This is a genomic window from Bacillus sp. ms-22, assembly GCF_009759805.1.
In the GTDB taxonomy this organism is placed as follows: Bacteria; Bacillota; Bacilli; order Bacillales; family Bacillaceae; genus Bacillus; species Bacillus xiamenensis.
Map to the genome: position 1 here is coordinate 732,504 of NZ_CP046653.1, position 20,976 is coordinate 753,479.

The 20,976-nt window shown below is 40.2% G+C and carries 16 protein-coding genes; 8 read left to right on the forward strand and 8 right to left on the reverse strand.

What is annotated here, in order from left to right; genetic code table 11:
• Nucleotides 1-156: 156 nt before the first annotated feature.
• The 6 genes from GPA07_RS03765 to GPA07_RS03790 form a co-directional block, all read right to left on the reverse strand.
• Entirely contained in the window at nucleotides 157-1,572 is a 1,416-nt protein-coding gene (locus tag GPA07_RS03765; protein ID WP_008358423.1) for a HAMP domain-containing sensor histidine kinase, read from the reverse strand.
• Nucleotides 1,569-2,255, reverse strand: coding sequence for a response regulator transcription factor (locus GPA07_RS03770; RefSeq protein ID WP_008358421.1), 687 nt, complete (start codon nucleotides 2,253-2,255; stop codon nucleotides 1,569-1,571). Before GPA07_RS03770 ends, GPA07_RS03765 begins: the two co-directional genes overlap by 4 nt.
• The gene (locus GPA07_RS03775; RefSeq protein WP_008358419.1) at nucleotides 2,252-3,235 is read right to left on the reverse strand and encodes a YncE family protein; all 984 of its coding nucleotides are present in this window, start codon (nucleotides 3,233-3,235) and stop codon (nucleotides 2,252-2,254) included. The genes GPA07_RS03770 and GPA07_RS03775 overlap by 4 nt, the downstream gene beginning before the upstream one ends.
• 275 nt (nucleotides 3,236-3,510) lie before the next feature.
• Nucleotides 3,511-4,845 (reverse strand): MFS transporter, encoded by a 1,335-nt coding sequence (locus GPA07_RS03780; protein ID WP_034739057.1) that lies wholly within the window; start codon nucleotides 4,843-4,845, stop codon nucleotides 3,511-3,513.
• Nucleotides 4,846-4,886: 41 nt separating this feature from the next.
• Nucleotides 4,887-5,459: a TetR/AcrR family transcriptional regulator gene (locus tag GPA07_RS03785; RefSeq protein ID WP_008358414.1), complete on the reverse strand. Its 573-nt coding sequence runs from the start codon at nucleotides 5,457-5,459 to the stop codon at nucleotides 4,887-4,889.
• Nucleotides 5,460-5,549: 90 nt separating this feature from the next.
• A complete protein-coding gene (locus GPA07_RS03790; RefSeq protein ID WP_008358412.1) occupies nucleotides 5,550-8,081 on the reverse strand; it encodes a PEP/pyruvate-binding domain-containing protein in 2,532 nt (843 codons plus the stop codon).
• Nucleotides 8,082-8,364: 283 nt separating this feature from the next.
• On the opposite strand from GPA07_RS03790, the gene GPA07_RS03795 reads away from it, so the two are divergent.
• From GPA07_RS03795 to uvrA, 3 genes are all read left to right on the forward strand, one after another.
• Nucleotides 8,365-8,610 (forward strand): CsbA family protein, encoded by a 246-nt coding sequence (locus tag GPA07_RS03795; protein WP_008358409.1) that lies wholly within the window; start codon nucleotides 8,365-8,367, stop codon nucleotides 8,608-8,610.
• Between the two features lie 291 nt (nucleotides 8,611-8,901).
• On the forward strand, nucleotides 8,902-10,887 hold the full coding sequence (gene uvrB, locus GPA07_RS03800) for an excinuclease ABC subunit UvrB (protein WP_008358403.1): 1,986 nt from the start codon (nucleotides 8,902-8,904) through the stop codon (nucleotides 10,885-10,887).
• Nucleotides 10,888-10,894: 7 nt separating this feature from the next.
• Nucleotides 10,895-13,771: an excinuclease ABC subunit UvrA gene (gene uvrA / locus GPA07_RS03805; protein ID WP_157292047.1), complete on the forward strand. Its 2,877-nt coding sequence runs from the start codon at nucleotides 10,895-10,897 to the stop codon at nucleotides 13,769-13,771.
• A 32-nt stretch (nucleotides 13,772-13,803) separates the two neighbouring features.
• Here uvrA and GPA07_RS03810 read toward each other — a convergent pair whose 3' ends face one another.
• On the reverse strand, nucleotides 13,804-14,034 hold the full coding sequence (locus GPA07_RS03810; RefSeq protein ID WP_008358394.1) for a hypothetical protein: 231 nt from the start codon (nucleotides 14,032-14,034) through the stop codon (nucleotides 13,804-13,806).
• A 195-nt stretch (nucleotides 14,035-14,229) separates the two neighbouring features.
• On the opposite strand from GPA07_RS03810, the gene GPA07_RS03815 reads away from it, so the two are divergent.
• From GPA07_RS03815 to GPA07_RS03835, 5 genes are all read left to right on the forward strand, one after another.
• Nucleotides 14,230-14,565, forward strand: coding sequence for a magnetosome magnetite crystal formation protein family (locus GPA07_RS03815; RefSeq protein ID WP_008358389.1), 336 nt, complete (start codon nucleotides 14,230-14,232; stop codon nucleotides 14,563-14,565).
• Between the two features lie 11 nt (nucleotides 14,566-14,576).
• A complete protein-coding gene (locus GPA07_RS03820) occupies nucleotides 14,577-15,668 on the forward strand; it encodes a DUF4097 family beta strand repeat-containing protein (protein ID WP_157292048.1) in 1,092 nt (363 codons plus the stop codon).
• 6 nt (nucleotides 15,669-15,674) lie between these two features.
• A complete protein-coding gene (locus tag GPA07_RS03825; protein WP_008358386.1) occupies nucleotides 15,675-15,869 on the forward strand; it encodes a PspC domain-containing protein in 195 nt (64 codons plus the stop codon).
• A complete protein-coding gene (locus GPA07_RS03830) occupies nucleotides 15,870-16,256 on the forward strand; it encodes a phage holin family protein (protein ID WP_008358383.1) in 387 nt (128 codons plus the stop codon).
• A 94-nt stretch (nucleotides 16,257-16,350) separates the two neighbouring features.
• Nucleotides 16,351-20,205, forward strand: coding sequence for a lamin tail domain-containing metallophosphoesterase family protein (locus tag GPA07_RS03835; protein WP_157292049.1), 3,855 nt, complete (start codon nucleotides 16,351-16,353; stop codon nucleotides 20,203-20,205).
• Between the two features lie 30 nt (nucleotides 20,206-20,235).
• Here GPA07_RS03835 and GPA07_RS03840 read toward each other — a convergent pair whose 3' ends face one another.
• The gene (locus GPA07_RS03840; RefSeq protein ID WP_071168516.1) at nucleotides 20,236-20,961 is read right to left on the reverse strand and encodes a GntR family transcriptional regulator; all 726 of its coding nucleotides are present in this window, start codon (nucleotides 20,959-20,961) and stop codon (nucleotides 20,236-20,238) included.
• Nucleotides 20,962-20,976: the final 15 nt, after the last annotated feature.

Consider the following 20,976-nt stretch of genomic DNA (forward strand, 5'->3'; position numbering starts at 1 on the left):
GTGTAACAAGCAAATATGAATAAATTGTTAATAAAAAAAGGCCAATTCTTTATTTTTCTGATGAATAAAAACAGCTCTTGAAATGAGCTGTTCTGTTTCACATTTGTATATAGATGTGAAGGATTTATAAGGTGAAGGAGAGTGTAACTGTATTTGTTATTGAGCAGGCAGATTTTCGCTGAATGCAGCACTTGGTAATTGAATGATAGCTGTCGTACCGAGTCCTGGTTCAGATTGAATATCAAACGTGCCATGATGCTTTTTCATAATTTGATAAACAATGGCTAGTCCAAGGCCAGAGCCTCCATCTTTTCTTGTACGGGCTTTATTCACTCGGTAAAATCGCTCAGAAACATGATGTAGGTCTTTCTTTGGAATCCCGCTGCCTTCATCTATCACTCTCAATTCAGCCGTCTTTTGGTGAACAGTTAATTCAATCGAAATCGATTTCCCAGAGGGGGTATAATGAATGGCATTGTCCAATAAATTACGCACCACTTGTTGAAGCCGATCGCTATCACCATATACAATACAATCCTCTTCAAGGGTCCGTGTGAACGATATCCCTTTTTGATGAGCGATGAATGTCATCTGATCAAGAACATCATGAATAAGCTGTGCAAAGACGATGGGCTCCATCGTTAGTGGGTAAGACTCCCCCTCTAATTGTGCAAGGTCTAAAAGATCATGCACAAGCCTGCTTAAACGTGCAGCCTCATCTTGGATGATTTGCATTCCTTTCTTTTGTTCAATGATGCCCTCTTCAATCCCTTCTGCATAGCCTTTCATATAACTTAAAGGTGTCCTAAGTTCGTGAGAGACATTCGCCAGAAACTCCCTGCGGTGCTGCTCAACCTTTTCTAAGGTAGAAGACAGTTTATTAAAGGAACGGCTCAGCTGATTTAACTCATCCCCTTTTTTTGTCACAGCCATGCGCTTTGAAAAATCACCAGATTCCATCTCCATTGCAATTTCTTTCATTTGATTAATCGTCTTTACGATTTTATTTGAGCTCTTATATCCGATAAAGAAAATCAGCAGCAGGATAAATAAAATGGATAGGCCAAGTGTCAATCTAATCTGAACAAACGGTTCATACACATCGGATAAAGGCATCGAGAGAAAAATCGTCCCTGATAGATCATCTTTGTTTGAAAATACAGGGATGGCAATCCCGAGAATATCTTGATGAAACTGGGGATGTTCTCTAATTAACACAACTGTTTTCCCTTGAAGTAGCTTTTGGCGTTCCTTAAACGTAATGAGATTATCATTTGTATTCGTATCAAAAGGAATACCACTTGAAAGCTCCATTGGATCATCAGTAAAAATAACACGCGCCTGACTTGAATCATTTGCCCATTTCATTCTGTCGGTAAAATACGTGTCTTTTCCGTGTTTGTGATAGACTTCTGCCAGCTTCTTTCCTTGTAAACTTAAGGAGTCAATCTGTTTATCTATATATAAGTGCTGGTATAAGTAATAGGTTAGTGCAAGAGCTGAGGTGGCAACGATTCCTATAACGGAAAGGATTAAGAAAAGTACCTTCTTTTTAATGGATAATGGCTTCATTCGTTCTCCTCAAATTTATAGCCGACACCCCACACGGTCTTAATATGCCGTTCGGCTCCTTTTAATTTCAGCCGCAATGTTTTAATATGTGTATCGACTGTTCTTAAAGAGCCGCTAGTTGAGTGTGACTCCCACAATTTTTGATAGAGCTGCTCACGGGAAAACACCTGGCCTTGATTAAGCAGAAGAAACATGAGTAAATCAAATTCTCTTCTTGTTAAATTAATAGGCTCTTTCTTTAGATAGACTTGTCTTCCATCTTGATCTATCTCCATGTCACCAATCTGCACCCGGCTGCGCTTTAGTGAAAGTCCTCTAATTCTTCTTAAGGTCGTTTCAATTCTTGCTGAAAGCTCACGCAGACTGAAAGGTTTCATGATGTAGTCATCTGCTCCTATTTCCAGCCCTTTAATTCGATCCTCCTCATAACTTCTAGCTGTTAAGAATAAAATGGGGATTTGGGAGGTTTGCCTGATACGCTGGCAGACTTCAAATCCATCCATTTCAGGCATCATGATATCTAATACAATAAGATCTACCTGCTCTTTTTCAAACTGACGTAAGGCATCCTTTCCATTATTGGCAGTCATCACGTGAAAGCCTTGCTTCTGCAAAAAGGCTCCGATTAACTCAAGCATATCTAACTCATCATCTACTATTAAAATATTCATCTGTTCTTTCATTTCTTTTCCTCCAACACGATAGCGTAAGGCCCTGATGGGATATTCAGCCGATTTTTTAACATGAATGTATGTTTATCAATGACTGATACTGAATTGTCATCTAAGTTGCTTACATATATGGATGAGGAATCGGCAGTAATATAATTCGGATTTTGACCGGTTTCAACAGAAGAGAGCTGCTGATTCCTCTTCGTATCTACTTTGTAGAGTGTATGGTCTCCATGACATAGTACATATAAAGTAGAGGCGTTTTTTTCTGAGAAAAATGCAACAGGCATGACGCCTAGTTTGATTTCCTGCTGTTTTTTTCCTGTTTTAGGGTCGTAAGCAAAAATACTTTTATTTAAGGTGCCAGGTTTACCGTGTCCTCCAATCCAAATGGAATGCCCATCAAAATGGATACCAGAAGGTCGTTCTAATACAGAAATGGTACGTATATTTTTTTCTTTTTCAATATCAATGACTGAAACGGTATGACTTTCTGCATTTAAAACAAACAAAGTTCCTGCAGAAGAAAGAGTCATAGAAGAAGGTAATTTTCCTGTCTTCACAGTTGCTTTTATTTTTTTGCGCTGCGTATCAATAAAATACACGGCATTTTTTTCTGAATCTGCTGCAAGTAAAGTGCGGGAAGCTGCATCATATGTAAGTGACGTCAGCCCTTTTTTCACATTCATATAGTCTGTTGCTGTTCCTTTTTTTAAATTGATTTCTATTAGAGATTGTCCTTCTTTACTTGAAGCAATGATGACGTCTTTGTTGATTTGAATAAGATCAGTGAGAGGATGTTTTAAATCAACGGAAGAGACAATTTTTTTCTTTTGTAAATCAACTATTGAAAAGGAGGCTTTTTTTAATTGAGAAATCACAGCAAACGATTGAGAGCTGCTAGGTGGCGTAAATTGCTGTTCTTTTCCACAGCCTGACAGGAAAAACAGTAGAGCTGATAAACAAATCAAAAAATATTTCACACGTTCCATCTTTCTGCTCCTTTGCGTGCTCTATTTTCAAAAAGCATAACACAAAAATTGTGAAAAAAAATCGAAGTTATGATTGCTGGAAGATATGAAAAAAAGCTTTTAGGTAGGGAAGTGGGGTGAAATTTGAGCTGAAATCCATTTTTCTTCTGAACATATGACATTTTTTCATGTTTAAAAGATGATTTTCACGGTTTGATCAATATGTTCTTCATAATGTAAAGTGACAGATAATCATAGATCCCCCGCCCTAAATGAACCTAGAGCGAAGGAAGTCATTAAGCAGAGTGTCCAGATGAATGAGAGGTGGACTTTGTTTTTAAGCGATGAGATAGGAGGAAACCAAGAATACCGGCGCCCATTAATACAATAAATAAAGATTGAAAACCACTTATAATTCCAATCAATGTAGATGAAATGATACTTCCGAAATATCGAAAGGTAGAGAAAATCCCAGATGCCGAACCTGATAAGCTCTGATCAACAGAGGTTAAAGAAGCCATCTGCATGCTAGTCATGCCAATACCGGATGAGATTCCCCCTGCGACTAATGTGATGATCAGGAGAGGTACATTTGGGTAACTGCTTAGTGTGATCAGCAGGATGCCTGATAAAGTAAGACAGAAAAATGAAAATCGAATCATTTTCTTTGCGCCTTTTACTGGATGGAGTTTTGCCCCAAGCAGTCCGCTAATAGACATACAGAGTGAAAAGATAGAAAGAATGATCCCGCTTTGTGTATGAGACAGCGTAAGTTGTTGTTCCATAAACAGCGGCATAATGAGAAGAATAGCGTACATCACAAAATTACTAAGCATGATGGAAAGGTTAGCGTTTGTAAAAGCACTATTTTTAAATAGGGCCAAATCAATGATCGGATTTGTTACTTTACGTACATGTTTGAAGAATAAAGGAATGGCGGTCAATGCAAGTATCCCATAGACCATGTATTCATTTAATAGTTGGCTTTTGGTGAACAGAATAAGTGTGGCGATCCCGATCGTTAAGTATAACGAACCGATGATATCTACATTGGCTTGTAAGCGTGTATGCTCCATCTTCGGAATCAGCAAGACGCCGGTCACAAGTGTGAGGAATAAAAAAGGAATATTCACTAGGAAAATGGAATGCCAGTCAAAGCTCTGAATAAGCATCGAGCCAATAAAAGGCCCAAGTGCAGCACCAATTCCTGCTCCAAAACCAAAGAACCCCATTGTTTTAGAGAGTTTTTCAGGTGATACCGTTGCCCGAATTAATGCAATGCTGTTCGGTGTTAATATAGCGCCACCTGCTGCTTGGATGGATCGAAAAGTGATGAGCAAAGCAAGATTAGGTGCGAAAGCACAGCCAATGGAGCCAATCAAAAAGAGTGTCACACCGGCTAAATACATGTTGCGGTGGCCGTATATATCTCCTAGCTTACCCGCAATAGGCTGAGTGACTGCCATCACAATAAGATAAATCGTAACAACCCAAGTAATGTTTGAAATGGATTGGTCGTAATAAGTTGATATAGATGATAGAGCTACTGCGATCATGGTTGAGTTGACCGGAACTAAAATAGCACCAAGTAACAAAGAATAAATAATCAAGCTCTCTTTTTTTAATTTCAATGTGTATACCACCTTTTTGTAAAAAAGAAGAATTTCACCCTTCAAGCGGGAGAAATTCCTCTCATGAAAATGTGTGTGCATGTCTCAATAAAATCTTCTTTCTGTGTTAAAACGAGTTGGAAGTCTAGCTCCAGCTGTTGAATGAAAAAACCGAAATACGTACTAATAAAAATGTCCGAGTAGATTTCTTCATTTCCTTTTAATACTTGATGCCGATCACTCATCTTTTTGAAATATTGTATCAGCATTTCCCTCAGTTCTTGAGGATAAATTTTTTCATGGTTTGCTAAATCCTTAAACATAGCTGGTTCTCTCATGCTGATATAAATAAATTCTTTTTTGGAAGTCAAATGTTCAAGGAAATAGGTACCGAGAAATTTTAAATCCGTGTATAAATCTCCTTTAAATTCTGCTTCTAGGGTTTTTGTCGGTGTTGATTTCATTTTCATCATGGCAGCAATCACGCCGCGTTTGTTTTTAAAGTTACGAAAAATTGTCGCTTCACTCACATTCGCTTTTGACGCAATTTCTTTAGTGGTTGTTTTTTGATAGCCCTTTTCCGACAATAAATCCATCGTTGCGCGAATGATTCGTTGATTTGTTGATTTTAACAAGCATACTCACCTCAGGTTATGAATGTGTTTGCAACAAAGTAAGTATACCGATAAAATCCATGACCGCCAATATGAACCAAAAAGTTCCGATTATGCCCTTGAATGTTGTTTTAATAACTGAATACGCCCATTGGCACCATCTACTGTAACAAGATCACCTGATTTTAGTTTTTCGGTGGCGATTCGTGTTCCTAGGACAGCAGGCATCATATACTCTCTAGCGATAATAGCGGAATGAGACAAAATGCCGCCAGAATCGGTGATCACGGCTTTGGCGTCTCTAAATAAGCTGGTCCATAAAGGCGTCGTTGTTTTGCAAACTAAAATGTCATCCTTTTGGAATTGTGAGAATTCATCAGCGCATGTAATGACTTTTACCCTTCCAGATACAATGCCGCTAGATGCGCCAATTCCGTGGATTACATCATTTGTGTTATTTTCATTTTCTCTTAACGAACCGAGCATTCTTTCTACTTGCTGTAATTCAGCTTCAGAGGGGCTGCCTGTATAAGCTGGCGGTTGAATCGCTTCATTTTCTTTCATTTCAATTTTTCTTTGCTGGATGACCGAATCGTATGTGATAGAAGTTGTAAGTGCTTTGTGTACTTCATCATCGTAGAGATACCAAAGGTCTTCTTGATGAGGAATGGCTCCTTTTTGGACAAGAAGTTCACCAATTTTCAAGAGATATAGTCTAGCTTTTGCATCTAACATGGCATCAATGTAGAAGTGATGATCATCTCGAATATTGGCTGCCTGAAGCGCAAAATGATAAAGTTTTTCAAATTTTGTTTTAAACGCTTCATCCTTTACTTGACTCATAAATTGCTCATAAGTTTCTCGTCTTTTGAGCACTGCTTGTGCAAATTCATCGTCAAAATCAGATTGGTACTGAATGTTATTTCTAATGATATCTAAGACAAAATCAGGGTTCTCTACCCATGTTTCATCTGTAAAATCATGACTTTTGACAGATCGCCAGCCATAGATTTGGAGAAATTCTTCTATTTTAGAAATGAAGTTCTTTCCTTTATCCGTGTGATTGAGCGCATATAATCGTTCTGGATTCGTTGCATGGTTTGTAAATGCCTGAAGAAGTTCTTCATCTTGAAGGACTTCTTTTGCCAGGTAAGATAGCTTTTGATCTGTTTCAAGAGACTTGTTCATCACACCTATCATCATTTCATGCAGCAAGACGACTTGTGTTTGATCACCGGTATATGTGACAAGCATATCTTCGATCATTGCTGATAGAATGACTTGTGGGATGACGATATCAAAATGATCGTCGTACGCTTTTAGATAAATATCTTTTAATTCTTTGAGGCCAATGATGGCTTCATCAGTTGTCAGAGGCTGATTGATTTGCCGATCAAGTTTTTCGTATAAGGGAAACAAGTTTTGCTCCAAAATGTGATACATTCTTTCGCTTAAACGGGGAAACAGCTCAAATAGACTCTCATCAAAAACTGGTTCAGTATCCGTTCCTGCTTCTGGCATAGATGGTGAAGAATACAGATGGCCTCTATAAAGCTTGATATCTTTAATATTGAGATCAGGCACTTGATACTTTTCTCCGCTTTTCTTCATCCCGCTTTTTAAAGCAGGGATGATTAGACTTGAAAAGAGAGGACTTGTTGGTCCAGGCATATGATCGTCCATTGAAATCCAGAAATCTTGCAGCTCTTCTGGCTGTATTTGAAAAGAAGCTCCTGCCACTTCATTGGCTGTTTTTGGAAGAACAGTGGTAATGGGTCTCGCTTGAAGTAAATAAAAAGTACCATTTGAAATTCCAAATTCAATATCTACTCCATGTCCGTAAAGTGCTTCGACTTGTTTGGTGATTTTCGTGATTTGTAACAATTGATCATCATGCAGACAAAACTGACCAGCCCTTTCCTTAGATACAGGCTGTTCAATGACGCCCTCTTGACAGGGGACAATTTGCAGATCTTTTGTTCCCAGTGATTTCTCAATAGAGTCCGTTTCTTTGTCTACAATAAACGTGTCTGGTGTCACAAGGCCGGAGACGATGGCTTCTCCTAGTCCGTAGCTTGCTGTCAACATGACTTCATTTGTTTTTCCTGATACCGGGTTCTCACTAAAGATGACGCCGGAGACGTCAGAATGGATTAATCCTTGAACGACAATTGCCATGAGCGGCATATCTTCCTCGGTTTCGACCATTTCTTCCTTATATTCTGTGACTCTTGCTGCAAAATAAGAAGACCAGCATTCTTTCACAGCCTGTAAAAATTCTTCATTGGTTTTGATATTCAAATAGGTCTCGTATTGTCCTGCAAATGAGGCGCCTTCGAGATCTTCCGCCACAGAGGAGGATCGAACTGCAACGGAGGGATATGTTTTGAGCAATGATTGAAAGGACGAAAGTAACTCTGTTTCCATTTGTGAAGGAAACGAAGCATTTTTGATTTTTTGTTCAAGCATTTGTTCAGTTGGATGCAGGTGGTGATAGGAAAGAAAGCTTGCAAAGCTGTTGGTTTTAATAATAAACCCATCTGGAACTGGCAGCCCGTGATTGTTTAATTTAATTAAATTCACGCCTTTTGCCCCTGCGAGTGATGCGGATTCTTCAGCCGCATGAAATAATACTGAATACATGGGAAAGCCCCCTTATTCAAATAGCCAATTGTTTGTCTGTGTCTCTATATTCTCAAGATGATAGTGCGCACTATCATTTTAATCATAGAATTTATTGGATGTAATTGTCAAAGACGTAAAGACCTATCTTTGGAAAGGGGACGTTCTCACTAATTCTCCTCCTCATCTATATCAAAAGTCTTCATTAGAGAAGAAAAAAAGCTGAAATTGAAAACTGTGAATTGTTCATTATGCCAATCTTTACTATAATCAAGGGAGTAGACCATGTAGAGGGAGGGTTATTGTGATTACAAAAGCCATATTTGCACTTATTTTTCCTTTCCTGCTTGTCATTTTATTTTCAAAGGTTACTTATAATCATTACGTTGGCATTGCTTTAACCGCGGCCCTTTTATTTGCCTCGTATATGAAAGGCTATACAGAAACTTACTTTATTGTAGGATTAGATATTATTTCTTTAGTAGCTGGGGCATTGTTTATGGCTAAGAAAGAAATTGAAAAGAGAGAGAAGGCTGAAAAACATCATTGATGTTTTTCCTTGTGATCAATCGAAAGAATACGTTTTGTACTGAGCTGTGCTTACGATTTTTAGTGAGTGCAGCTTTCTTTTTTGTGATCTTTCTGTTGATCGAATATCTCGCTCCAAAATGTTCCATACTGAAAGGAAGGTTTCTTGAGGTGGTTATTTGCCTCGGCAGAGAGGGTATGATGGTATTGGAAATAAAAATCAAGTGAGAAGCGAACTTTAGTTCGTATTTTTGTGTTCTTTTATGATAATATATTCATTAGATAGATTTCGTAACGAAACGGAGGCTTTGATGTGAGTGACCGCTTTGAATTAGTTTCTACCTATCAACCCCAAGGGGATCAGCCAAAAGCGATTGAAAAGCTTGTGGAGGGCATCCATCAGGGGAAACAGCATCAAACGCTGTTAGGTGCTACAGGTACGGGAAAGACTTTTACTGTATCAAACCTGATTAAAGAAGTGAACAAACCGACACTTGTCATTGCGCATAATAAGACACTTGCTGGTCAATTATACAGTGAGTTTAAGGAATTTTTTCCGAATAATGCTGTTGAATATTTTGTGAGTTACTATGATTATTACCAGCCAGAGGCGTATGTGCCTCAAACTGATACATTTATTGAAAAGGACGCCAGCATCAATGATGAGATTGATAAGCTGAGACACTCCGCCACATCCTCGCTATTTGAGCGGAGAGATGTCATCATCATTGCCAGTGTGTCCTGTATTTACGGCTTAGGTTCGCCAGAGGAATACCGGGAGCTTGTCCTGTCTTTGCGAACGGAAATGGAAATTGAACGTAATCAGCTTCTGCGTAAGCTTGTGGATATTCAGTATTCTCGTAATGATATAGATTTTCAGCGCGGTACCTTCCGGGTTCGAGGCGATGTCGTTGAAATTTTCCCAGCTTCACGAGATGAGCATTGTATCAGAGTGGAGTTTTTCGGTGATGAAATTGAGCGTATTCGTGAAGTGGATGCTCTGACTGGAGAAATACTCGGTGATCGTGATCATGTCGCTATTTTCCCAGCATCTCACTTCGTCACAAGAGAAGAAAAAATGGAAAAAGCCATTATCAATATTGAAAAAGAGCTTGAGGAGCAGCTTGAAAAGCTTCGTGAGAACGGAAAGTTGCTTGAAGCGCAGCGTCTTGAGCAGCGGACAAGGTATGACCTTGAGATGATGAGAGAAATGGGCTTTTGTTCAGGAATCGAGAACTATTCCAGACATCTAACCTTGCGTCCTCCGGGTTCGACGCCTTACACACTGCTTGATTATTTCCCGGATGATTTTATGATTGTGGTCGATGAGTCACATGTGACCATCCCGCAAATTCGAGCCATGTACAACGGGGACCAGGCAAGAAAACAAGTGCTGGTAGATCACGGATTCCGTCTGCCGTCAGCGCTTGACAATAGACCGCTCACTTTTGATGAATTTGAAAAGCATATTAACCATATTGTGTACGTATCCGCAACGCCTGGACCGTATGAGCTTGAGAAAACGCCAGAGGTTGTGGAACAAATTATCCGCCCAACTGGTTTGCTCGATCCAATCATTGAAGTGCGTCCGATTGAAGGGCAAATTGATGACTTAATTGGAGAAATCCATGCAAGGGTTGAGAGAAATGAACGGGTGCTTGTGACGACTTTAACGAAGAAAATGTCTGAGGATCTCACAGATTACCTAAAAGAAATCGGAATCAAGGTCAATTATTTACATTCAGAAATTAAGACCCTTGAGCGAATTGAGATTATTCGTGATTTACGTCTCGGTAAATTTGATGTACTCGTCGGGATCAATCTTCTACGTGAAGGTTTGGATATTCCAGAGGTGTCACTCGTAGCCATTTTGGATGCGGATAAAGAAGGTTTTTTACGTTCTGAAAGATCTCTCATTCAGACGATTGGCCGTGCTGCGAGAAATGCAGAAGGCCGGGTAATTATGTATGCGGACAATATGACGAAATCAATGGACATTGCGATTCAAGAAACAAAGCGGAGAAGAGAGCAACAAGAAGCGTATAACGAGAAATATGGAATTACTCCGCAAACGATTCATAAGAAGATTCGAGATGTCATCAAGGCAACGAAAGTACATGAGGATTCGGAAGAATACGAAACAAAAGCAGCGCCAAAGCTGTCAAAAATGAGCAAAAAAGAACGAGAAAAAGTGATCGAAAAAATCGAGATGGAAATGAAAGATGCAGCAAAAGCGCTTGATTTTGAAAAAGCAGCAGAATTAAGAGATTTATTGCTAGAGTTAAAAGCGGAAGGATGAATGCCTGATGGCTATGGAACGAATAGAGGTGAAAGGTGCTAGAGCCTACAACCTTAAAAATATTGATGTCAATATCCCGCGTGACCAGCTAGTGGTGATGACGGGATTATCTGGTTCAGGAAAATCGTCGCTTGCCTTTGATACTATTTATGCTGAAGGACAGCGGCGATATGTTGAATCTCTTTCAGCCTATGCACGTCAGTTTCTCGGTCAAATGGACAAACCTGATGTAGATGCCATTGAAGGTCTTTCACCAGCGATTAGTATTGACCAAAAAACGACCAGCAGGAACCCTCGATCAACAGTAGGAACTGTCACAGAAATTTATGATTACCTGCGCCTTTTGTATGCTCGAGTCGGAAAACCGATTTGTCCTATACATGGGATAGAAATTACGTCACAAACGATTGAGCAAATGACAGACCGTATTTTAGAATATCCAGAGCGTACAAAACTGCAAGTGCTTGCGCCAGTCGTCTCTGGCCGAAAAGGAACACATGTCAAAGTGCTTGATCAAATCCGAAAGCAGGGCTATGTTCGAGTGAGAGTTGATGGCGAGATGGAAGACCTGTCAGAAGAGATCGAGCTTGAAAAGAATAAAAAGCATTCCATTGAAGTCGTGATTGATCGAATTGTCGTGAAAGAAGGCATTGCTGCACGTCTGTCTGATTCTCTTGAAACGGCGCTTCGACTTGGTGAAGGTCGGGTCATGATTGATGTAATTGGCCAAGAAGAGCTGTTATTTAGTGAGCACCATGCTTGTCCGCACTGCGGGTTCTCTATTGGGGAGCTAGAGCCTAGAATGTTCTCATTCAACAGTCCTTTCGGTGCCTGCCCAAGCTGTGATGGTCTCGGCTCTAAACTGGAAGTAGATCCAGAGCTTGTCATTCCGAATAAGGATTTGACTTTACGGCAGCATGCCATTGCTCCATGGGAGCCGCAGAGCTCACAGTATTATCCGCAGCTTCTTGAGGCCGTATGTACACACTATGGAATCGACATGGACATACCAGTCAAAGATATACCGCCGCATTTATTTGATAAAATTTTATATGGTAGCGGCTCTGAGCTGATTTATTTTAAATATGAAAATGATTTTGGCCAGGTACGTGAAAATGAAATTGAGTTTGAAGGGGTTCTTCGGAACATTGAACGCCGTTATAAGGAAACCAGCTCCGATTATATTCGTGAACAAATGGAAAAATATATGGCCAATCAGCCATGTCCGACCTGTAAAGGATATCGCCTGAAAAAAGAAACACTTGCGGTTCTCATCAATGGCAAACATATCGGAGAAATGACCGATTTGTCTGTATCTGATGCCCTTGATTTCTATGAGAAAATTGAGTTGTCTGAGAAAGATTTGCAGATTGCCCAGCTCATTTTACGTGAAATCAAAGAGCGCTTATCCTTCTTAAATAATGTCGGATTAGATTATTTGACATTAAGCCGGTCTGCTGGCACATTATCAGGCGGGGAGGCGCAGCGGATTCGACTGGCGACTCAAATCGGGTCAAGGCTGACAGGCGTACTTTATATATTAGATGAACCGTCTATTGGTCTGCATCAACGAGATAATGACCGTTTGATTGGCACACTGAAAAACATGCGTGATATCGGAAACACGCTGATTGTTGTAGAGCATGATGAAGATACCATGCTTGCTGCTGACTATTTAATTGATATCGGACCAGGAGCAGGGGTTCATGGGGGAGAAGTGATTTCAGCTGGAACGCCAGAAGAAGTCATGAAGGACCCGAAATCCTTGACGGGACAATATTTATCTGGTGAGAAATTTATCCCGCTTCCGATTGAGAGAAGAAAGCCTGACGGCCGCTACATTGAAATTAAAGGTGCAAAAGAAAATAATCTGAAAAACGTCAATGTCAAATTCCCTCTAGGTGTCTTTACGGCTGTGACTGGTGTGTCAGGCTCAGGGAAAAGTACGCTTGTGAATGAAATTCTACTGAAGTCCCTTGCGCAAAAGCTTCACAGAGCGAAGGCGAAGCCAGGACAGCACAAAGAAGTGAAAGGAATGGATTATCTAGACAAGGTCATTGATATAGATCAATCTCCCATTGGCCGTACACCAAGATCCAATCCGGCTACGTATACAGGTGTATTTGATGACGTGCGGGATGTCTTTGCGCAGACCAATGAAGCGAAAGTGCGAGGCTATAAAAAAGGCCGATTCAGCTTTAACGTGAAAGGCGGACGCTGTGAGGCGTGTCGTGGAGATGGCATTATTAAAATTGAAATGCACTTTTTACCTGATGTATATGTGCCTTGTGAGGTGTGTCACGGGAAACGTTATAACCGTGAGACTCTAGAGGTCACGTACAAAGGGAAAAACATTTCTGATGTTCTTGAAATGACTGTTGAGGATGCCCTTCAATTTTTCGAGAATATCCCGAAAATTAAGCGGAAGCTTCAAACGATTTTTGATGTTGGTCTAGGGTACATTACACTTGGACAGCCTGCGACGACATTGTCTGGTGGAGAAGCGCAGCGTGTGAAATTGGCATCTGAGCTTCACCGCCGTTCGAACGGAAGGTCTCTTTATATTTTAGACGAGCCGACAACAGGTCTACATGTGGATGATATTGCCCGGCTGTTAAAAGTGCTTCAGCGCTTGGTTGAAAATGGAGATACGGTTTTGGTCATTGAGCACAACCTTGATATTATTAAGGCGGCCGATTACCTTGTTGATCTAGGACCAGAAGGCGGTGCAGGCGGGGGAACGATCATTGCCTCGGGGACACCTGAACAAATTGCAAAAGAAAAAGCTTCTTACACCGGTCAATACTTAAAACCTATTTTAGAGCGTGACCGTGAACGAATGAAACAGTTAGTCAAAGAAACAGAAAGTGTGACATCCTCATAAAGGAAAACCCCTCCGGTCGAGGGGTTTTCCTTTTATTGCGCATCTTCCTTTGGCATTAAGTTACTGAGGTGCGTTAAATCCTTTAAAATATGGGTACTGCTGCTGTCGAGCAATACTTTTAAATAACGGATATCACCATACTTCGGATGAGACGGGTGAATGGTCTCCAGCTCCTTGATCATATCGCTGTTCATGCTTTTCTGTTTCTGTATAAGGTCTAAAAGCGTTTGCGCCGTGTGATTAGAATTATGATGATCTGTCAAAATAATTACCCCCTATAATGATAATCACCATCTTTTCAACATATTTTAAAGGGTAATCCATGAAGAATCTACACTTACGGGCAAAAAGAAATAATTTGTGTCTAAGGTCATATGTAAATCGAATGAGTTTGAAACTTTTTATACGCAAGAAACGTATGAGTTAGAAAGGAATTTTCATCATGAAGGAGCGAATATATGAATAGAGATCAGTCGATCATTGCATCTATTTGTTATTTTAGTGTATTTTTTATGCCATTTATCGTACCGATTGTGGCATATTTTGTAGTAGATCAAAAGGAAACAAAACGTCATGCGGTGCGGGCGCTATGGTCACACCTGCTGCCGATTGCAGCGTGCTGTATTCTCATTTTTGGGTCTATCCCATTTTTACTTGCGACGCAGTCGACCGATTCGGTCATTCCAGTCATGACGGTGTTTATCTTGACCTTTATCATTGCCATTAGCTTTTTGATCTCTGTCATTTGGAATATCATTCAAGGCATTAAAGTACTTCAAACCATTAAATCGTAGGAGGGCTTTGTATGAATGAGAAAGAACGAATTTTAAAATTAGTAGAAGATGGGACATTATCGGCAAAAGAAGCGATTACGTTATTAGAAAAGCTGGAAGAAAGTCAGTCTGTCTCATTAGAAAAGTCTACAGCCGATCACACCTTTCATGAAGAAAAAGCGGGAGCAGAAAGCAAAGGAAACAGCAGTGAGAATCTTGGAGCAAAGCTGTTTGGCTGGTTAGATTCTGCCATGAAAAAAGTCAAAGATGTTGATCTTGATTTGAACTTCGGACAGTCCGTCGACGTTGAACACATTTTTCAATTCAAAGACGCCTCACTGTCTCATCTAGATATTCAATTGGCGAACGGCAGTCTCAATGTGATGCCGTGGGACGATGGGGACATTCGAGCAGAGTGTCATGCGAAAATTTACCGTGCAGAGGATGGAGAGCAGGCAAGACAGCAATTTCTCAATCAACTGGATTGCGGGCTTGAAGGGGATAAATTTTTTATCCGAACTGAAAAGAAGACAATGAAAGTCAATGTCACCCTATATGTACCGCGTATCCAATACGAGAAGATCAAGGTCAAGCTGTTTAATGGCCCAATTCGTGGGGAAAAGCTAAAGACAAAAGAACTGGCTGCAAAAACCACAAATGGCGTTGTCTCTTTTGCCTCTTTACAAGCAGAAAAGGTCGGAATTGAAACAGCAAACGGACAAATTAAACTGGCAGATCACGAGTGTGGTATGATTGAAGTAGAAACCATCAATGGGCTCATTGACCTGCGTGGGAAAAGTGAATCAATTGATGCACAGAGCTTCAACGGGAATATTGCTGTCCAGCTGTCAGATGAGAAGTGCCGTTCGATTTATGCAAAAACCACAACAGGCAGTGTGGACGTTCACATTCCACGTGCATGTGCAGTGACGGCGGAGCTGAAAAGCAATCTCGGTTCAATTTCTCACGATTTGCTTGATGCCAATATGATTAAAGAGAAAAATGAAACGCTACAAAAAGAAAAAATGATCAAGGCCAATCAACAGGCAGAGCATAGTATCTCTATTTTTGCAGAAACAAAAACAGGCTCAATCCAAGTAAAGCACCAATCAGACAAGGAGTGATTCTACATGAAGAAGCTGTATCGTTCAGCAACAGATAAAAAAATAGCGGGTGTTGTTGGTGGACTTGCTGAATATTTAAGTGTTGATGCATCCCTGCTTCGCATTTTAACAGTGATCATCGGTTTTATGACAGCATTTATGCCGATCTTTCTCATCTACTTCATCTGGTATTTTGTTGTTCCGGAAGAAGGCACTAGCTAAATGTTTAGATGGATTGCCAGTATTTTAGTGAATGCACTACTTTTAATCGTCATTGCTGGATATTTTGATTCGGGCATTCTGCCAGGACTCGGCAGCGTGTATGTGGAAGGGTTTGGCGCAGCCGTTGTGGCAAGTATCATTTTGTCCTTGCTCAATATTTTAGTGAAGCCGTTTTTGATCATTTTAACGCTGCCAGTGACAGTACTTTCACTAGGATTGTTCCTATTTGTTATTAATGCCATCACACTGATGATGACGTCAAGCTTTATGGGAGATCGTTTTCACATTGATGGGTTCGGAACGGCCATTTGGGTGGCTGTCATTTTATCCATTTTCCATCTGCTCATACAAAAAGGAATCGTGGAGCCGTTAGCGAAGAAAAGCTAACGGTTTTTTTATGCGAATTTATCCCTTTTCCCCGTTCCATCTGTCATAAAAACCGCCTTTAGGAGACACAATATCCGAAGGGAGGCGGTGCACGATGGTGAACGTGAGCAGACAAATGATTCTTTTACCTTTTTTTATCATTCTTTTTTGTTTCAGTCAGCCTGCTTCAGCAGGGGCCTACATTCAAACCCAAGTGAATTTACCAAACAAGCCCTTTTCACCTTTTATCTTTGACCAATTTCATGTGGATGTCCGTCCGGTTCAAGGAAAAAGCCGTGATCTTCAGTTTCGGGCATCTATTAATCAGTCAGAGCACATTTTGTCTGCAAACTTGTACTATAAACAAAGTGACGAACTTGGATACCGCTTGATTCCAATGGAACGGTTACCAGGGATGAAACCAGAATTCACAGCGAAAATCCCGTCAGATCAATTATGGAATCCAACGGTTCATTACTATACAGAATTCCTAACGCAGAAGTCTGTGATCAAAACCACAGAACAGTTTGTTCACGTAAACGGATTTGAAGAGGATCTTTCACATATTCCGGACTTATTTATCACGGAGATCGTTGCCAATTCAAAAAACAGAAAAGGCAAGGATGCATTTGAATTTATCGAGGTGTATAACACAACACATGCACCTATCTCTCTTCAGCATTATCAGCTTCGCTATCGCAATCCTGCACAAGGCTTAGAGATGGATGATATTTATTCATTTCACACCAATCCAGTCACTATCTCTCCTGGAAAACCACATGTTTTCTGGCTCAGAAAAAAAGGGCAGGAGCATTTAACGGTTGCGGACTTTAATGCAATGTACAAAAGCCATTTAAAAGAGGGCGAGCATCTATCAGTGATCGAGAGCAAAGGGCTGTCCAATTCCAAATCTCGTCTTGTCTCTATCACAACAAATATAGGGGAAGAGATTTCATCTGCCTCATATCGTTTGAAGCCTTCATTATTTAGCGAGCACAAATCTTTATTGTTCAAGTATCCAATGGATGGGACGACGCAAATGAAGCTGATTTCAAAAGTGGAGGAAGAGCCTACACCTGGAAAAGTATTAAAAGCACAAATTCCATCTGAAAAAAAAGAAATCTCACCAGATGTTCATAAACCTGTGATCGAAGATATGACAGACAAGAAACCGGTAAAACCAACTGAGGGTATTGAGGTTAAAGCAGATGTACAGGACGATCAATCCGTCAAAACCGTCAAACTGCGATATCGGACGAATCGTAAAGATGATTTTAAAGAGGTTCTACTTCAAAAGGATCATAATGACCGACTGTTTCATTACATTATTTATTCACCTGAGCTGATTGGTAAAGAACAATTGGAATACGAGCTGGAAGCGTCTGACGGTGAAAATCAAGCAATGACCATGAAAAAAACAATTGATGTCGAGCAGGTCAGCAAAGCCCATGGCCTTCGATTCAATGTAGAAGACGGAGATACGGTTTCAGGCATATTCTCCTTAAAAGCAACAGCGGATCAGAAAAAAAACATTCAATTGATGATAGATGGAAAGCGGATTCGACAAGCATTTCCTGCCCTTGAAGCAGATCCATATATTGCATTTGATGTCAAAGGAACAAATTTATATTTTAAGAATGGTGTGTCTATAGGGAAACGCTTACTTTCTATTTTTGATGATTCGACAAAAGTGTATCGCACCTATACAATGCGAATACCAGAAAATCAGTTGGAAAAGGAAGGTCCGCAGACAATCTCTTTTCATGCTGGAACAAAGTCATCTCCATTTGACCGATTTCCTGGAGAAAATCACGATGATTTTGAGTTGAAACATGTCAGGATGATTTTATCGAATGGAACTCAAATTCCCTCGACAAATGCCGATCCGCAAAAAGAATGGAAGATGGGAGACGGTGGCAATGCAAAGAAGGTCAGAGCTTTCCAATTTCAACTTCCAAAACAAGCATATGTTTCAACCTATATTCAGTGGGATACAAGAAGGCTGAAAGAAGGGACGCATTTCATTCAGGCCAACACCGCAGACGAATCTGCATCAGTACGGGTGAAAGTCGATAACACAGGTCCGAAAATCAAGACAAATATAAAGGCAAATGACCAATATAAAGGCGCCTTTACGTTAAAGGCAAAGGTGACGGATCAATGGAGTGACATAGAGGAGATGAAGGCATATTTAGATGGCAAACCAATTTCTTTGCCTTATCAGACATCCTCTAGCGAATTAAATCCAGGTCAGCATACGTTTACGATCAAAGCAAAAGATGCCGCTGGGAACATGTCTATATTGAAAAAAGAGTTTAAAACGGTACATGAACATCCTGAAACACCAGAACGAGTGGCAGATAAGACAAAAATGAAATCATCTAAGCAAACGGTGTTAACCAAAGATCCAACAAATGATCAGTTAGATTACTCATTTTATCGTGCCTATCAATATACATCGCTGCATCCATCCATGAAGATCTTTCAATATGCAGCAGAGACTGAACCGCCAAAGAGTCTTACCGAATCAGGTGAGATGCTATTTTCCGAGCAAGAAAGGAACCGAATTGCATTTGCTGATGGGAAAGCAGTCGAAACGAGGGATTTACAGCGCTTTCCTTATCATCGTTTTCAAATCAAGGTGCATCACGCTGTACGTGAAAAGGATGTCGTCGAGGCTATGTGGAAAGGAAGTTCATTAACTGGGAGAAAGGTGACAATGTACGCTTGGAATCATCAGCAGGAAAAGTGGGATAAAATCACTCATCACTTTGCTAAAGATGAAAAGGAATTTTACCTGAAAGGACTGCTGTCAGTGAGACAGTATATGAAAAATCAAACATTTGATTTGCTTGTGCAGGATGAAATCAGCAAGACGCAAAAGCCGTATAAAATGGTATGGATGTCTGACACTCAATATTATGCTAAAAGCTATCCTCATATCTTTAAACAAATGGTCGAGTGGATTAGAGATCAAAGGGATCAGCTAAATATTCAATACGTGTTCCATACAGGCGATATTGTGGATGATTCAAAGGGGAAGCAATGGAATCGTGCCGATACATTTATGCGTGTGTTAGATGAACATCAAATTCCTTACGGTGTCTTAGCTGGAAATCATGATGTCAGGCACAAAGACGGCCTTTATATGGAATATGGGAGATACTTTGGAGCGAAACGCTTTGCAGAAAAACCTTACTACGGTGAATCCTATCAAAACAATCGAGGACATTATGATCTCATCTCTGCTGGCGGTAATGATTATATGATGGTATATATGGGCTGGGGGTTGAAGCAAAATGAAATTGATTGGTTAAACCGAGTGATTTCTGAGCATCCAGATCGTATTGTCATCTTAAATTTTCATGAGTATTTGCTAGTGAGCGGCAACCGAAGCCCGATTGGAGATCTCATCTTCCATCAAGTGGTGAAACGTCATCCAAATATTGTGGCAGTATTTAGCGGTCACTACCACGGAGCGAGCCGGAAAGTAGATGAGATTGATGATGATCATGATGGAAAAGTGGACAGAAAAGTATATCAAATACTGGCAGATTATCAATCAGGTCCTGAAGGTGGTCAAGGCTTTATGCGATTGATTACAGCAGATCAAGAAAAAAATCAACTTCACTTTACAACCTACTCTCCTTATATGAATCAAGAGCATTTCTATGATCCTAAAACGTATGGAGACCAAGACGAATTTTCCATTGATGTGGATTTGACACCAAAAATGAAATCCGTCAAAACCAATTATTTTGAACTCAATGTCTACACAAATGTTCTTCTTGGGGAAGCTAAAGGTGTGAAAAGTGGTAAAAAAGCAAGCTTTGAATGGAAAGGTTTAAAACCAAACCAAGATTATTATTGGTACACTGTCGCAAAAGATCGTTTCCAAGGGAAAGCTGTTTCACCTATATGGAAAATTCATACAAAAAATGATGGTCAATCAAAATTTCTTAGGAAATAAAAAACTGTGCTTCTATTTTAGGAGCACAGTTTATCGTTCCATTGTATGAATGAGCTTATAACGATCTCCTCTATAAACGGAAATGACATACTCGAATGGAAGGTCGTTTTGAAAATAAGTCGTTCTTGCAATGGATAGAACAGGAGCGCCTGTTGCAATTGACAGCAGGTGCGCTTCTTCTTTTGAGGCAACATTGGCTTCAAGCTCCTGCTTTGCATGAGCGATCGCCAGGCCCGTGTGGTTTTCTATATATTCATATAACGATCCTGTTAAATGTTCCTTTATGAGATCCCCTGCAAATTTTTCAGGTATATAACTCGTTTCAATGGCCATCGGTTCATCATTTGCAAGCCGTATCCGTTTCAGTTCATATACAGCATCGCTGCTGGACAGTTGTAAGACTGGCAGTAAGTGCTCTGGACATGCGATTTTTTTAAAATCAATCAGCTGGCTTGAGGCTTTGAGACCCCGTTGGCGCATATCTTCTGTAAAGCTTGTTAAGCCTTGAAGCGGCTGTTCAAACTTTTTTCGGCTAACAAAGGTGCCTTTTCCTTTTTGGCGGTATAAATATCCTTCGTTCACAAGGTTCGATAAGGCTTGTCTGACAGTCATTCGACTAATACCAAAGCGTTCAGCATATTCTCTTTCAGAAGGAATAAGTGTATCAGGGGCTAACGTTCCATCCTCAATCTGCTTTTTCAAGTTCTCCATAATCTGATGGTACATGGGAATAGGTGACTGCTTATCAATAAACATGTGAAAATCCTCTCG